The following is a 15,411-nucleotide window of genomic DNA, read 5'->3' as shown; positions in this document are numbered from 1 at the left end:
TTGCTCTGAGTTTAAAAAATCTCAAGAATGAAATTGATTAGTAGCATAGTAAGTTTGATTTGCTTTGGAGTGCTTAGTTCGCAGGAACCTTCAACTGACAAGCAGATATGGTCTTTGCAGGATTGTATAGACTACGCCCTAGAAAATAATATTACCGTAAAGGATGCCAAACTGGATGGTGCTTTGGCAGAAGTAGATTATGAGAAAATAAGGGCCCAACGATTGCCTAATCTATTTGGTAGCGCCTCTCAGAACTTATCTAACGGTAACTCGATCGACCCCATTACCAGTGATTATGTTTCGAGCCAAATTGCTTCAACAAATTTAGGAATGAGCACCTCCGTTACCCTTTTTCAGGGAAATCAACTGAACAATCAAGTCAAGCAAGGTAAGTTAGTCTTAGATCAAAATTCACTTTACATTCAAGAGGCCCTTAACAATGTAACTCTCAGCGTAGTTGAATCTTACTTACAGGCCCTCTATAATAAAGAGGCTATACTGGTACAGGAAAATATTCTAAAAAACTCCGAGGAAGAAGAGAAACAGGCCAAAGCAAGGCTGGATGCCGGTTCGATTGCCATGCAAGATTATACAGATGCACAATCGCAAACGGCCAATAACCGCTATAATCTGATTACGGCCAAGAACAATTACAATTTAAGAATAGTGGAGTTGAAGCAATTGCTGCAATTGAATCCGAACCAGACTATACAACTTGTTGATATTGATGAAAATATTGAGGTTTTGATTCCGGTTTTGGATAAAATGGAAGTTTATGAGAGGGCATTGCAAAACTTACCTGAAGTAGATGCCGGTAAGCTGAATATTACTATTTCTGAAAAAGATTTAGACATAGCAAAAGGAGGTTATTTGCCGACTTTGTCATTGACGGGAAGCCTCGGTTCAGGATATACCAGTATCGATTATACCAATTTCGTCGACCAACTTGATGTGAATTTCAATCAAAGAATTGGTCTGTCACTTAGTCTGCCCATTTTCAACCGCAAGCAGACCAAAGCACAGGTGAAGAATGCAGAGATCAATATAGATAAAGCCAAACTTCAATTAAAGACCATAGAAAACGAGGTTTATCAAAAAGTAGAAAACGGTTGGCAAAATCTAAATTCTGCCCAAGAACAATTAGCAGCTGCCGAGGTGGCTCAAACCGCGGCCGAAGAATCGTATCGGTTGGCCCAGAAAAGATATGATTTAGGGGCCTTGAGTACGGCCGACCTAATTGTAAGCCAAAACCTTTACACGAATACACAAGAGAATTATCTACAAGCTAAATACTTGAGCATTTTATATTACCAGCTCATGGAATTTTATCAAGGAAATGAAATTAAACTTTAAAAAATGAAACATAAAAAAACAGTTTTGGGCCTCATAGCAGTGGCCATAGTCGCCACGGTTATTTTTGGCTTCTTTAAATCTGATACGTCTTCAAGGGTTTCGGTAAATACGGTGAAAGTTACCAAGAACGATATCGCAAAATTAGTGACCGCGACCGGCACTGTCGAGCCCATCAATCAGGTAGAAGTAGGTACACAGGTATCAGGCGTAGTCGAAAAAATATACGTCGATTTTAATAGTGAGGTAAAAGAAGGTCAATTGATTGCAGAATTAGATAAGACGAATCTGAAGGCTACACTTTCGCAATCTAAGGCTACTTATGAGAATGCGGTTGCCGAAAGAGATTATCTGAAGACCATTTACGAACGACAAAAGACTCTTTTTGATAATAAGGTAATAAGCCAGGCTGATTATGATGAGGCTTTTTACAATTATAGTACCGCTAAAAGCGTGGTCACACAAAGGTTGTCCGATTTACAAAAAGCCCAGTCGAACTTGGGGTATGCAAATATCTATTCGCCTATTTCAGGGGTGGTTTTATCTAGGGATATCGATGAGGGGCAAACCGTTGCAGCCAGTTACAGTACGCCTACACTTTTCACGATTGCCCAAGATTTAGAGCAAATGCAGGTAGAAGCAGATGTTGATGAGGCCGATATTGGTGAGGTAAACGAAGGTCAACGGGTGACTTTTACGGTAGATGCATACCCTGATAAACTATTTGATGGCCAGGTGACGCAAGTACGCTTGAATCCTACTGAAACATCGAATGTTATTACATACACGGTCGTGATTAAGGCCGAAAATCCAGATTTGAAACTAAAACCGGGTCTAACCGCAACAGTGTCCATTTATACTTTGGAACTCCAAGGTGTACTATCGACGGAGGCAAAAGCTGTGAACTTTAAACCGGATATGGCAATGCTGAAAGCCTACGCCGAACAAAATGAATTCTCATCACCTGAAGGAGAACAATCTCGGTCAGCTAACAATGCAGATGGTACGGTGGTATGGGCTCTCGATAATTCGGGAAGAATAGTGCCAAGAAAAGTAGATTTGGGAGAAAGCGACGGCGTGAATGTCCAAGTCTTAAATGGGCTTGATGAAGGGGAAAGTTTGGTTTACAGTTTAAAATCTGAGTCTGAGGTACCTTCGGTTGAAGGCGAGTCGAGTAGTCCATTTATGCCCAAACCGCCCGGTAGTAATAAAAAAAGTAAGTAGCCATGCTCCAAAAAATAATCAAAATAGAAAACTTGAAACGTGAGTTTAAGATGGGTGATGAAGTGGTTCATGCCCTAAAGGGAATCTCGTTTGGTATAGATTCTGGGGAGTTTGTGACCGTCATGGGCTCAAGCGGTTCTGGTAAAAGTACCTTACTGAATATTTTGGGCTGTTTAGATCAACCTACTTCTGGAAGCTATGAAATAGATGGCCTAGCGGTTAAAAACCTATCTAAGAACGAACTGGCCAATATCAGAAACCAAAAAATCGGATTTATTTTTCAGGCATACAACCTGTTGCCTAGAACTTCGGCGATTGAGAATGTTGAGCTTCCCTTGTTATATAACAGCAAGATTACGGCAATAGAACGCCGCGAAAGGGCAATTTTGGCCCTCGAAAAGGTAGGTTTGGGCGAACGTTTGTACCATACACCATCTCAACTCTCTGGGGGGCAGCAGCAAAGGGTGGCAATAGCCCGGTCTTTGGTGAACGATCCGGTAATGATTCTTGCTGACGAGGCGACAGGTAATCTCGATACTCGCACCTCGTATGAAATCATGTCTTTATTTCAAGAATTGAACGCTCAAGGCATCACCATAACGTTCGTGACACATGAACCCGACATAGCAACTTTCAGCAGTAGAACATTGGTTTTGAAAGATGGAAATATCATTAAGGATGAAAAGAACATAAAAATAGGGAAGGCCGCTCTTGAGTTGGCAAAACTTTCTATTGACGATAATTGATTATGAGAATATTAAATTCCATAAAGATTGCTTTCAAGGCAATTGTCTTGAATAAAATAAGAACCCTATTGACCATGCTGGGTATTATTATTGGGGTAGCTTCGGTTATCGCCATGTTGGCAATAGGTGAAGGTTCAAAGCAAAGCATCAGGCAACAGATTTCGAGTATGGGCTCTAATATGATTACCATACGCCCCGGAGCTGATATGAGAGGCGGTGTTCGCTTAGATAGAAGTGAAATGCAATCGTTGACCTTTGCCGATTATGAAGCCATCAAAGAAGGGGCATCGCTACTATCGTACATAACACCGGAAGTAAGCGGTAATGGGCAAGTAATTAATGGTTCGAATAACTGGCCGTCCTCTATTTATGGCGTGAATCCAGACTACTTGAGCATTAAAGCTGTAGGTTTGAAGAGTGGTAGCATGTTTACCGATGCCGAGGTTCGTTCGGCTTCGAAAGTTGCCGTTCTGGGTCAGACCGTGGTCGATAATATTTTTGGTGAAGGCGAAGACCCTTTGGGGAAAACTATACGTTACAACAATATTCCCTTTAAGGTGATAGGGGTGTTGGAAGAAAAAGGGGAGAATACCTTCGGGCAAGACCAAGATGATATTCTTTTAGCACCTTATACAACGGTACAAAAAAGAATTTTGGCCATTGATTATCTTCAATCCGTTCTGGCATCGGCGGTCAGCGAAGAAAAGGCCCCCGATGCCGTTGATGAGGTAACGGAAATAATGAGGGCCCAACACCGTTTATCGGAAAATGAAAGCGATGATTTTTCAGTACGCTCTATGGAAGAACTTATTTCTACCTTTAGTTCAACAAGTGAAATGCTTACAGTGCTTCTAGTGGCCATCGCGGGTATCTCACTTTTGATTGGCGGTATCGGTATTATGAATATTATGTATGTCTCGGTAAAAGAACGCACCAAAGAAGTAGGGCTGCGAATGGCAGTAGGGGGCAAGGGTACCGACATTATGTTACAGTTTTTGATTGAGGCAATACTTATAAGTGTGACCGGCGGGCTTATTGGTGTTTTCTTAGGGTTGGGTGCCACTTTCTTTATAGAAAAACTGCTAAATTGGCCTACCTCGGTAGCACTTTACTCCATAGTGGTATCCTTCGCTGTGTGTGCCTTGACCGGTATATTTTTCGGATGGTACCCGGCGAGAAAGGCCGCCGCTTTAGATCCTATTACCGCACTTAGATATGAATAAATGTGCAAATGATTAAGAGTGATAAAAAAATAATCGTATTATTTCATTTTTTGGCTTGGGCCGTATTATTCAGCCTTCCTTACCTTTTATCATCAGGAGATGATCAGTTGCTTTCGAAGGTGGCGGCACATTCATGGGTTCCTTTGGTCTTCTATGCCATTCTCTTTTATATCAATTACTTGTTTCTGGTAAGTCGGTTTCTGTTTACCGGCAAAACTTTTTGGTTTATTCTCTACAACTTGATAGCGATAGGTTTATTCATAGCGCTGCGCGGAGAGATCAATATGCTTTTCTTTGAGCAAGTTTTTAAACCTATGGAAGAAGGCAAGGGGCCTCCGCCGAAGATGTTTCTATACGTTCAGATGTTCTCGTATATGTTACCCGTTATGTGCGCTATTGCTCTTAAGACCATGGAAAATTGGCAACGAACGGAAACGGAGAGAAAAGAAGCGGCAAATGTTAAATTACAATCAGAGTTACAGCATCTGCGCTACCAATTGCAACCGCACTTCTTCTTTAATTCGCTGAATAATATTTATTCCCTAGTAGATATTTCTCCTTCTCAAGCCAAATCAACAATTCATAGCTTGGGCAAGTTGATGCGATATTTGTTGTACGAGACTAAATCGGAGAAAGTTCCCTTATCAAAAGAAATAGATTTCCTTCAAAAATATATTGATCTCATGCAATTACGCATTTCCGACTCAACGAGCGTGAAAACTAATTTTCCATCGAGCGATAATAACTTGCAGGTAGCGCCTTTGCTTTTCATTTCCTTAATAGAGAACGCATTTAAGCACGGGGTTTCAGCTCAAGACGATAGTGAAATTGATATGCGAATGGATATTAAGTCGAATACCATAGATTTTAGGGTCGTCAATAGAAATTTTCCTAAAAGTACCTCGGATAAAAGTGGGTCGGGTATTGGCCTGCAGAATTTGGAGAAGAGATTACAACTATTATACCCCTCTAAGCACCAATTAAGAAAATGGGTCGATGAAGGAATGTACCACGTAGAATTAAAAGTTGAAACGTAAATGGCAGCCCAAATTTTAAGTTGTATTGTAGTAGATGATGAACCCATGGCCCTCAACTTAGTCGAGAGCTATGTAGAAAAAACTCCCTTTTTAGAACTGAAAAAAAAATGTAGTTCAGCCATCGAGGCATTAGAGTTTTTGCGACATGAACCGGTAGACTTATTGTTTCTTGACATTCAAATGCCTGATTTGACCGGTATGCAGTTGTCGAAAATGCTGCCAAAAGAGTGCAAAGTAATATTTACAACGGCATTTGATCAATACGCGCTAGAGGGCTTTAAGGTATCTGCATTAGATTACCTGCTTAAACCTTTCGATTATTCAGAATTTTTAATGGCCGCCCAAAAGGCGTTGGATTGGTTTTCTTTAAAAAATGTTCCAAAAGTAAATGAAGGTAATTTTCAAAAGGAGTTTCTGTTTGTAAAATCGGAATATCGGCAGCTAAAAATTCAACTCAGTGAAATTCTTTTTATTGAGGGATTAAAGGATTACGTGAAAATTTGGCTCAAAGGAAATCCCAAACCGATTCTAACTTTAATGAGCTTAAAATCTTTGGAAGAAGAACTTCCTGAAACTGATTTTCTAAGGGTTCATCGGTCATACATCGTTTCATTGAATAATGTCGAGGTAATTGAAAGAAGTCAGATTTTGATCAATGATTTAAGAATTACGGTTTCTGACCAGTACAAGCCAAAATTTCTTGAGTTTGTTCAAAGAAACTCGTTGGGAGGCTAGAAAGACTTATTCAATAATATTCAGATTGGTTCTAGTGTATATAGCTGCAATGGTTCCTCTTTTCCACGTAACGATTGAGAACCCATTGATTTAAAACTATAGTTTTTGTACGAACCGAGTTGATCGGCCAAATGCTTCGAAATAAGAAGATCGGTGCCGAACCGATTGCAGAGACTTTGTATTCGAGCCGTGGCATTCAACACATCACCTGTAAAAATGATTTCTTTTTTCAAGGTTCCGATTTCGCCGGTGGTAACAGGCCCTATGTGCAGACCTGCTTTAAAAGTAGGTTGCAGTCCGAACTGTTTCTCATACCAGGCGGCACGTTTACTCAAGCTTTCTTTCATTAAAAAAAAGCAATCGATGCATCTTGAGATATCGGTCTGTTGATTAATTTCCCAAGTGATTACTATTTCGTCACCTACGTACTGATACACTTCCCCTGAAGAATCTATGATGGCATCCGAGAAATCGGAATAATAATTTCTTAACAGCTCGAAATATTTAATGTGCCCCAATTTTTCGGCAATGGTGGTGGACGATTTCATGTCCGAAAAGAGAAAAATTCGCTTTTCCTCAATTGGTTTGTGATACTTACCGGTGAAGAAGTTCATAAGTACCCCGTGACCGACATTTTCGTTGATTTCGGAATAAAAGAGACTCACAAAAAGACTAAACGCCAATGATACGGCAGTACTGGCAAAGTCGATACTAATGAAAAAATTGGATAGTTTTTCAAGCACTTTTGAATGAAGCGGTGACAAACCAAGTTCTAAACTCGCGGCAATGGGGTATACAATGATCATCACGATTAGTAAGAATACGCTGTAGAACAAGACTTTGTAGAAAAGTTTTTGGGAAAATGACTTTTTCTCAAAGAGCCTCCCTAACCAAAGTACTTCAACAGCACCGACGGCCCAGCCAACAATAGCGACCGCTAAGCTGGCAAATACGAATACGCTAGGCGTAAGGGTTATGGCTGCATCAGGGTTAAGGTTTTTGTGTTGTGTGGCCGCTTCCTGTATGAAAAGTATGAGCCAGCCTATCACCAACCAAATAATACCGAATGGCAATATTCTAGCAAGATTTCTTTTTGTTTTGGGTCGGAGCATGGTCGGCTATTTGCCCCTAAAGTAGTCTATTATTGGTATTTACCATCATCATGAAATCTCAGATAATTGGAAGTTTAATTTCAAAGTGATATTGGTAAGAGGATAAATATGATTTGAATATTTTCGATTATTTATTATTTTTTTCTTTTATTTGGTATATGCTTCCAAATCAAAGAAAAATAAAGATTTTAGAAATTCTAAAAGAAGATGGTTCGGCCAAAGTGGTCGAATTGGCCAAAATTTTTAAGGTTACCGAAGTAACCATACGCCAAGATTTAGAAAAGCTGGAGGATGAAGGTCAAATTGTTCGTGAGCACGGTGGTGCCTTTTTAAGAGATGTTTCAAGTCAGGTTCAGAGCCTTTCATTGGTGAACCAAGACCATCTTAATCTAAAAGAGGTGATAGCAAAAAAGGCCGTAGAGTTCATTGAAAGTGGTGATACCATAATTCTTGATTCTGGCAGTACTACGACAGAGATAGCCAAAAAGTTAATGGGTTATAAAAACCTGACGGTCATTACCAATGCTTTGAATATTGCGCTGATGCTGGGTACAGAACCAGGTATTGAGGTAATCATGACCGGAGGGGAATTCAAGCCGCCTACCTTGTCGTTAACAGGGAAAAAGGCTGCTGATTTTTTTGATGGACTCAATGTGCAAAAATTATTCTTGGCAACTGCGGGAATCTCCTTAAAATCAGGTCTTACATACCCTAGTTTAAGCGACTTGGTGGTAAAAAAAGCGATGATAGATGCTGCCGACACTTCTTATTTAGTGGCAGACCATACCAAGTTCGGAAAAAGTGCTTTAGCAAGTTTAGGTGCTTTATCACTGATCGATTACATTATTACAGACTCTGGAATAAAGAGTAAGGATAAAGAGATGTTCAAAGAAAACGAAATAGAGGTAATCATAGCATAACCAGATATGTCAACAGAAAAAATGGGTATTGGGGTCATCATTGGAAATAGGGATTTTTTCCCCGATAGTTTAGTGGAGAAGGCAAGAATTGAAATCCTTGATGTTTTTGAAGACCTCGGGGTAACCCCTATTCTTTTACCAACTACCTCTACAAAGCTTGGGGGTGTTGAAACATTTAAAGAGGCGCAAAAATGTGCAGAACTATTTAAGAAGCATGCAGATGAAATTACGGGTGTGCTGGTTCTTTTACCAAATTTTGGAGATGAGAAGGGGGTAGCCGATACCTTGAAACTTGCTGATTTGAAGGTGCCCGTTTTGGTTCAGGCTTACCCTGATGAGTTATCTAAAATGAATGTTGCAAATCGAAGGGACTCTTGGTGCGGTAAAATATCGGTTTGTAACAATCTTTATCAATATGGTATCAAGTATTCGCTGACTAGTAGTCACGTATCCTTTCCGTCCGAGCCAGGCTTTAAGAAAGACTTATTGAATTTTGTCTCTATATGCAAGGTGGTAAAGGGGCTGCGAAATGTTCGAATAGGTGCGGTAGGTGCCAGGCCCGGAGCTTTTAATACGGTTAGATATTCCGAGAAGATTCTTCAGCGCAATGGTATATCGGTACACACGGTAGACCTTTCCGAAATTTTGGGTCGAGCTGAAAAGCTCACAAAAGATGATATATCGGTCAAACAGCATATCGATTTGATCAACTCTTATGCTCCCAAGGGAAAAACCCCGGATGCGGCCATGGTTCAAATGGCCAAACTCGACGTAGTGCTCAATGAGTTTGTAGAAGAATATGCGCTAGATGCTACAGCCATACAATGTTGGACATCTTTACAGCAAAATTATGGCTGTAACGTATGCACGAGCATGAGCATTATGAGTGAGAATATGTTGCCTTCTGCCTGTGAAGTAGACGTTACCGGAACTTTGAGTATGTATGCCATGCAACTGGCATCGGGTTCACCAAGCGCGCTAGTCGATTGGAACAATAATTATGCTAATGACGTGAATAAGGTAGTGCTTTTTCATTGTGGTAATTGGGCGAAATCTTTTCTTCCGGATATTGAAATAAGCAATGCCCCGATTCTCGGTTCTACCGTGGGGGTTGAAAATACTTATGGTGCCTTAGACGGTAGAACTCCCGCGAATCCCTTAACCTACGGGCGTATCAGTACTGACGACCCTAAGGGAATCATCAAGGCTTATGTGGGTGAGGGCGAATTGACCGACGACCCCCTAAAAACATTTGGTAACCGTGCCGTTGCCAATATTGGAGATTTACAGGGTTTGATGAATTATGTCTGTAGAAACGGATTTGAACATCACGTAGTTATGAATGCCTCGAAGACGGCATCAATTTTAGAAGAAGCGCTGGGCAATTATCTAGGTTGGCAAGTATATCATCATAAAGAAGTATCATGACAGTTAGGGAACTTCGGTTAAAATCTATATTTCTCAGAAAGCAGCTCTTGAAATATATCTACCATGCCAAGGCGGGGCATACAGGGGGTAGTTTGTCGTGCACCGATATATTGAACGTTCTTTATAACAAGGTTTTGAATGTAGACCCAAAGAACTTCAAAGACCCCGACCGAGATCGTTACATTCAAAGCAAGGGCCATAGTGTAGAGGCTTTATATGTGACCCTGGCCGATAAGGGCTTTTTTCCCGAGGATGATTTAGAAACATTATGTGCTTATGGGTCCAATTATATTGGCCATCCCACTAAAAAAGTAAATGGGATGGAACAGAACACTGGTGCACTGGGTCACGGGCTGCCCATTTGTGTAGGCGAAGCCATTGCAGCCAAATTGGATGAGAAGAATCATAGAATTTTCACCTTACTGGGAGATGGTGAACTTCCCGAAGGATCTAACTGGGAGGCTTTTTTAGCGGCTGCCCACTACAACTTAGATAATCTCTATGCCATTTTAGACTATAACAAGCAACAGATTACCGGTAACAACGAAGATGTCATGAGGATTGATTCTGTAAAGGAAAAGTTGCAGGCTTTTGGATGGGAAGTAAGAGAGGTCGACGGGCATAACATAGAAGAACTTATAGAAGCTCTCAACAACGGGCCTTTTAAAGTGGGAAAACCCAATTTCATTATTGCGCACACGATAAAGGGTAAAGGGGTAAGTTATATGGAAGGCAATCTTAAATGGCATCACGGCGTGCCAAGTGATGAGCAGTACGAAATGGCATTAAATGAACTAAACGAGTCACAATCTTTAATTTGAACCCGATGGAACTTGATAAGATTGAAGAAAAAGAGTTGCGCATGGGGGTACCCAATCAAGTGGTATTTTCGAATACCCTTCAAGAGTTGGCTGTAACCGATCGTGACATATTGGTGACCACTAGTGATTCTCGAGGTTCCGGAAAGTTGGTGCCTTTTGCTGAAAAATTCCCTGATCAAGTGGTAGAGGTAGGTATAGCTGAACAAAATTTAGTGGGTGTAGCTGCAGGTTTAGCGTCTGCAGGAAAAAAAGCCTTTGCCGTATCTCCTGCCTGTTTTTTAAGTGCTCGAGCCTTAGAGCAAATAAAGAATGATGTGTGTTATTCCGATAATCCGGTAAAATTGGTCGCGATAAGTGCAGGCGTTAGTTATGGGGCTTTAGGAACCACTCACCACAGTTTACATGATTTTGCAGCGCTTAGGGCGATTAACAATATTACCATCGTGGCCCCTGCGGATAATTACGAAACGGAACAGGCGGTACGTAGTGCAGTGAATTTCAACCAACCACTTTATCTCCGCTTTGGTAAGAAAGCCATGCCTTTTTTAAATGAGCAAAACGAATCATTTGAATTTGGTAAGGGCAGAATTATCAGAAGAGGTGATGATGTGACAATAATTGCAACGGGTGAGGCTGTATATCCCGCTTGGTCAGCGGCCAAGGTTTTAGAAACGGAACGGGGTGTTCAAGCCACGGTCGTCAGTATGCATACCATTAAACCTTTAGATGTGGGCTTGATTGCCGACATGGCATCCAATGGTCGACCGATAGTGACGGTAGAAGAGCATATGGTCAATGGAGGCTTGGGCGAGGCCTGTGCATCCTATCTAATGCAAAATGGTTTTCATAATGCTTTTAAGATTATTGGTATACCTGATGAATATACCGTAACAGGCTCACAGGTCAATATTTTTGACCATTACGGAATTTCAGCAGAGGGGTTGAAAGAAACCGTGCTGAACATTCTTAGTTAAAATTAAAGAAAATGAAAAAAATCATACCTCTTCTCATTTTACTGCTCTGCTTCTCAATGAAGGTTAGCGGACAGCCGCATCGCTTATTGGTGCTTACCGATATAGAAGCAGACCCAGACGACGCCCAATCGCTTACCCGCCTATTGCTTTATGCCAACGAGATTGAAATAGAAGGGTTGGTCGCTACCACTTCGGTACACCAAAAAAGCAAAGTGGTTCCGGAGACTTTACGTGAGATTATAAATGCCTATGCTAAGGTTCAGCCCAACCTATTGAAGCACGAAAAGGGTTTTCCGACACCTCAAGATTTGTTGGCTCTAGTAAAAGAAGGACTTCCGGTGTATGGAATGGAAGGAGTAGGCAAAGGGAAGGACTCCGAAGGATCGGAATGGATTATTAAAGTTTTGGAAGAGAAAGATGAGCGGCCTTTATATATATCAGTTTGGGGAGGGCCAAATACTTTGGCGCAAGCGCTCTGGAAAATTAGGGAAACCAAGAGCAAAAAAGAGGCTGCCCGATTGATAAAAAAGATAAGGGTGTACACTATTTCTGATCAAGATGATAGTGCCGCGTGGATCCGTAAAGAATTTCCTGACCTTTTTTATATTGTAAGCCCTGGAGGTTATTTTGGTGCTACTTGGATTGCAATCAATAGACCTATAGAGGGCGTCGACAATTCTACCGTTAGCAATTCTTGGTTAGCTCAAAATATTCAACAAGGGCATGGCCCTTTGGGTACTATGTATCCAGATGTCGCTTATGGTATGGAAGGTGATACACCCGCTTATCTTTCCTTGATTCCTAATGGTTTGAATAACCCCGAAAAGCCCAATTGGGGTGGCTGGGGCGGTCGCTATGAACTCTATCGGCCAGACTCGCTCGACCAAGGTTTTACCGGTGGAGTGCCAATTGAAAAGGAGACCCGACCTATTTGGACCAACATAAATGACACCTACAGTCCCGTTATTTCAAATGAATTTGGTAGAAATGTCAAAAATGATACTCTCACTTTTACCGATAACCGTGTTACCCTTTGGCGGTGGCGTGATGATTTTCAAAATGATTTTGCCGCAAGAATGGATTGGTGTACGCAAAGCTATGAAAACGCCAACCATCCTCCCGTTCCTGCTTTGGGTCATGATGATGAAATTACCGTGAAATCGGGAGAGATTTTTGGTTTAAACGCCATCGGAACCACAGACCCAGATGGCGATAGTTTAAGTTACCTATGGTTTCAGTATTCTGAAGTCGGTTCTTATAAAGAGAAAATTGAATTTGGCTTATCTGAAAATCTATATTTTGTTCACACCATAAAAGCGCCTGAGGTTACGAAACCGGAAACAGTTCATTTCATACTAAAAGTCACCGATAAAGGCTCTCCGGCTCTTTCTAGATACAAGAGGGTAATCGTGAACATCATTCCCAATTGAACAAATTATGAAAAAGGTTTATCTGATTTCGATTTTTTACCTTTTGTTTTTCTCCACATTATGCGCGGGTGGTCGATTGTATGCTCAATACTTTAATGAAAAACCACGAGTATTTGTTTTGACAGATATAGAGAATGAGCCAGATGATGCACAGTCTTTGGTAAGATTTCTCACCTATAGCAATATGTGGGATGTAGAGGGTATTGTAGCCACGACCTCTTGTTGGCAACGAGATAAGACCGCAGAATGGAGAATTCACGAAATTGTAGATGCCTATGGCAAAGTGAGGCAGAATCTAGAAGTTCATGAAAAGGGTTACCCAACTCACGAATATCTAAATAGTATAGTCAAGATTGGTGTCCCTAAGTTTGGAATGGAAGGCGTTGGCGAGGGTAACGATTCTGAAGGCTCGGAGTGGTTGATTCGAGTACTTGAAAAAGACGATAAGCGACCGATTTATATTCAGGCCTGGGGCGGTACGAATGTTTTGGCACAAGCTCTCTGGAAAATGCAGCGCACCAAAACGGTTTCTGAATTAGACCAGATAATCAGAAAAATGAGGGTATATACCATTTCTGATCAAGATGATTCAGGACCATGGATACGCAACAACTTCCCGAATATTTTTTATGTGGTGAGCCCTGGTTATGAAGAAAATGGGGGAGGGCAGTACCATTATGCCACATGGTCGGGTATTTCTGGTGACAAATTTCATGGTCGGTTTGATGGCCCAGATTTTACTTTGGTAGATAATCCTTGGCTTGACAAAAATATACGTCAAAATCATGGTCCGCTCGGAGCGGAGCATCCCCACACCGAGTATTTAATGGAGGGCGATACCCCTTCATTCTTAGGTTTGATCAATAACGGCTTAAGCAATCCTGAAAACCCAAATTATGGTAGTTGGGGCGGTAGGTACGAGTTGTACGTTCCTCAATATAAAAAATACATGTATGAGCCTGAATTACGGCCTATTTGGACCAATACCCAAGATGAGGTCTATAGCGAACATACCCAAAAGATGCATACAAGCCACCATGCCACTATTTGGCGTTGGCGCGAGGCCTATCAGCATGATTTTGCGGCAAGAATAGATTGGAGCAATACAAAAATATATGAGCAGGCGAACCATCCTCCAACCGTAAAATTGAATCATGAGAATGAGATTTCGGTTTATGAAGGAGAGAAAATCGTATTGAGCGGAGCTAATTCAACCGATCCTGACGGTGATGAGCTAAGTTATCAATGGTTTGCATACAAAGAGGTAGGAACTCTAAATGTAAGTAGAAGAGGAAATATAGAGTTGATAAATGCCGATACCCATACCGCTAGCCTGGTTGCACCTAATACCGATAAAGTTGGTACCATACATTTCATTTTACAGGTTACCGATAATGGTATGCCTTCATTGACCAGATACCAAAGGGTAATAGTGAACGTAACACCCAAGCAACCATGAAACTGTCGTCAACAAAGGTTTTTTTATTGGTTTTAGCCTTGGCATTAGGTTGTAAACAACAAGAAGATAAGAACTCAGGCCCTAAGAAAATGGCGGTTATTATATCTACATTGAACAACCCGTGGTTTGTTTTTTTGGGAGAACGTGCTGCGGCAAAAGCCCAAGAATTGGGTTATGAGGCCAAGATTTTCGATTCTCAGAACAACACCGCTTTAGAGGCTGATCATTTTGATAATGTTATTGTTTCCGGTTTTGATGCCGTTCTTTTCAATCCCACCGATGCTGATGGTAGTGTCGTCAATGTCAAAAAGGCCAAAGAAGCCGGCATACCTGTTTTCTGTATGGATAGGGAAATCAACTCTTTAAATGCAGCTACATCCCAAATACTCTCCGATAGCTATTCGGGTAGTATTGCTGTAGGGGCCTATTTTGCCCAGCAACTTAATAAGAAAGGCAATTATGTTGAATTGCTGGGTTTGGTCGGTGATAATAATACATGGGCTCGTTCCAATGGTTTTCATTCGGTGGTTGATAATTACCCGGAACTGAAAATGGTTGCGCAACAGAATGCAGACTTCGACCGAAATAAGGCACTTGAGGTTATGGAATCGATAATTCAGTCAAACCCGAACATTCAGGGTGTTTTCTGTGGTAATGATGCCATGGCCATGGGAGCGTATCAGGCTCTGGTAGGCGCAGGTATAGCAGATTCGGTAAAGGTTTTCGGCTTTGATGGCGCAGATGACGTGGTATCGGCCATTCAAGAGGGTAAAATTACCGCAACGGGAATGCAGTTTCCTAATGTAATGGCAGAACGAGCAGCCATCTTTGCAGATGAATACATACGCGGAAAGCGTGATTTTGCCCAGAAAATTCCGGTTGCGGTAGAGTTGGTCACTGCCGAGAATGTTGAAAATTATGCGGCGTACGGTGAATAAGGTTTAATGAACTA

Annotated in this window: 14 protein-coding genes; 13 read left to right on the top strand and 1 reads right to left on the bottom strand. The window is 41.3% G+C overall.

The window, feature by feature from the left end; translation table 11 throughout:
* Positions 1-27: 27 nt before the first annotated feature.
* The 6 genes from D1013_RS14000 to D1013_RS13975 are packed head-to-tail and all read left to right on the top strand — an operon-like array spanning position 28 to position 6,315.
* Entirely contained in the window at positions 28-1,353 is a 1,326-nt protein-coding gene (locus D1013_RS14000; RefSeq protein ID WP_121849427.1) for a TolC family protein, read from the top strand.
* Between the two features lie 3 nt (positions 1,354-1,356).
* The gene (locus tag D1013_RS13995; RefSeq protein WP_121849426.1) at positions 1,357-2,574 is read left to right on the top strand and encodes an efflux RND transporter periplasmic adaptor subunit; all 1,218 of its coding nucleotides are present in this window, start codon (positions 1,357-1,359) and stop codon (positions 2,572-2,574) included.
* 2 nt (positions 2,575-2,576) lie between these two features.
* Positions 2,577-3,320 (top strand): ABC transporter ATP-binding protein, encoded by a 744-nt coding sequence (locus D1013_RS13990; protein ID WP_121849425.1) that lies wholly within the window; start codon positions 2,577-2,579, stop codon positions 3,318-3,320.
* Between the two features lie 2 nt (positions 3,321-3,322).
* Positions 3,323-4,543, top strand: a complete 1,221-nt coding sequence (locus D1013_RS13985; RefSeq protein ID WP_121849424.1) for an ABC transporter permease — start codon at positions 3,323-3,325, stop codon at positions 4,541-4,543.
* A gap of 8 nt (positions 4,544-4,551) precedes the next feature.
* The gene (locus D1013_RS13980; RefSeq protein WP_121850736.1) at positions 4,552-5,580 is read left to right on the top strand and encodes a sensor histidine kinase; all 1,029 of its coding nucleotides are present in this window, start codon (positions 4,552-4,554) and stop codon (positions 5,578-5,580) included.
* Positions 5,581-6,315 (top strand): LytR/AlgR family response regulator transcription factor, encoded by a 735-nt coding sequence (locus tag D1013_RS13975; RefSeq protein ID WP_121849423.1) that lies wholly within the window; start codon positions 5,581-5,583, stop codon positions 6,313-6,315.
* Between the two features lie 20 nt (positions 6,316-6,335).
* Here D1013_RS13975 and D1013_RS13970 read toward each other — a convergent pair whose 3' ends face one another.
* Complete coding sequence (locus D1013_RS13970) at positions 6,336-7,427, bottom strand: adenylate/guanylate cyclase domain-containing protein (RefSeq protein ID WP_121849422.1); 1,092 nt, start codon at positions 7,425-7,427, stop codon at positions 6,336-6,338.
* Between the two features lie 158 nt (positions 7,428-7,585).
* On the opposite strand from D1013_RS13970, the gene D1013_RS13965 reads away from it, so the two are divergent.
* Genes D1013_RS13965 through D1013_RS13935 form a run of 7 tightly spaced genes read left to right on the top strand, consistent with a single transcriptional unit; the run spans position 7,586 to position 15,397 of the window.
* Positions 7,586-8,347, top strand: coding sequence for a DeoR/GlpR family DNA-binding transcription regulator (locus tag D1013_RS13965; RefSeq protein WP_121849421.1), 762 nt, complete (start codon positions 7,586-7,588; stop codon positions 8,345-8,347).
* A 6-nt stretch (positions 8,348-8,353) separates the two neighbouring features.
* Positions 8,354-9,775, top strand: a complete 1,422-nt coding sequence (locus D1013_RS13960; protein WP_121849420.1) for an L-fucose/L-arabinose isomerase family protein — start codon at positions 8,354-8,356, stop codon at positions 9,773-9,775.
* Positions 9,772-10,596 (top strand): transketolase, encoded by an 825-nt coding sequence (locus D1013_RS13955; RefSeq protein ID WP_121849419.1) that lies wholly within the window; start codon positions 9,772-9,774, stop codon positions 10,594-10,596. Before D1013_RS13960 ends, D1013_RS13955 begins: the two co-directional genes overlap by 4 nt.
* 5 nt (positions 10,597-10,601) lie before the next feature.
* Positions 10,602-11,570 (top strand): transketolase family protein, encoded by a 969-nt coding sequence (locus tag D1013_RS13950; RefSeq protein ID WP_121849418.1) that lies wholly within the window; start codon positions 10,602-10,604, stop codon positions 11,568-11,570.
* Between the two features lie 11 nt (positions 11,571-11,581).
* Positions 11,582-13,000, top strand: coding sequence for a DUF1593 domain-containing protein (locus D1013_RS13945; protein WP_121849417.1), 1,419 nt, complete (start codon positions 11,582-11,584; stop codon positions 12,998-13,000).
* Between the two features lie 7 nt (positions 13,001-13,007).
* The gene (locus D1013_RS13940) at positions 13,008-14,459 is read left to right on the top strand and encodes a DUF1593 domain-containing protein (RefSeq protein WP_121849416.1); all 1,452 of its coding nucleotides are present in this window, start codon (positions 13,008-13,010) and stop codon (positions 14,457-14,459) included.
* Positions 14,456-15,397, top strand: a complete 942-nt coding sequence (locus D1013_RS13935; protein WP_121849415.1) for a D-ribose ABC transporter substrate-binding protein — start codon at positions 14,456-14,458, stop codon at positions 15,395-15,397. The genes D1013_RS13940 and D1013_RS13935 overlap by 4 nt, the downstream gene beginning before the upstream one ends.
* The last annotated feature ends 14 nt before the right edge of the window (positions 15,398-15,411 follow it).

The sequence above is a fragment of the Euzebyella marina genome (genome assembly GCF_003687485.1).
Taxonomy (GTDB): Bacteria; Bacteroidota; Bacteroidia; order Flavobacteriales; family Flavobacteriaceae; genus Euzebyella; species Euzebyella marina.
The sequence above is the reverse complement of the archived record's forward strand: the minus strand, read 5'-3'. Positions and strand labels throughout refer to the sequence as shown.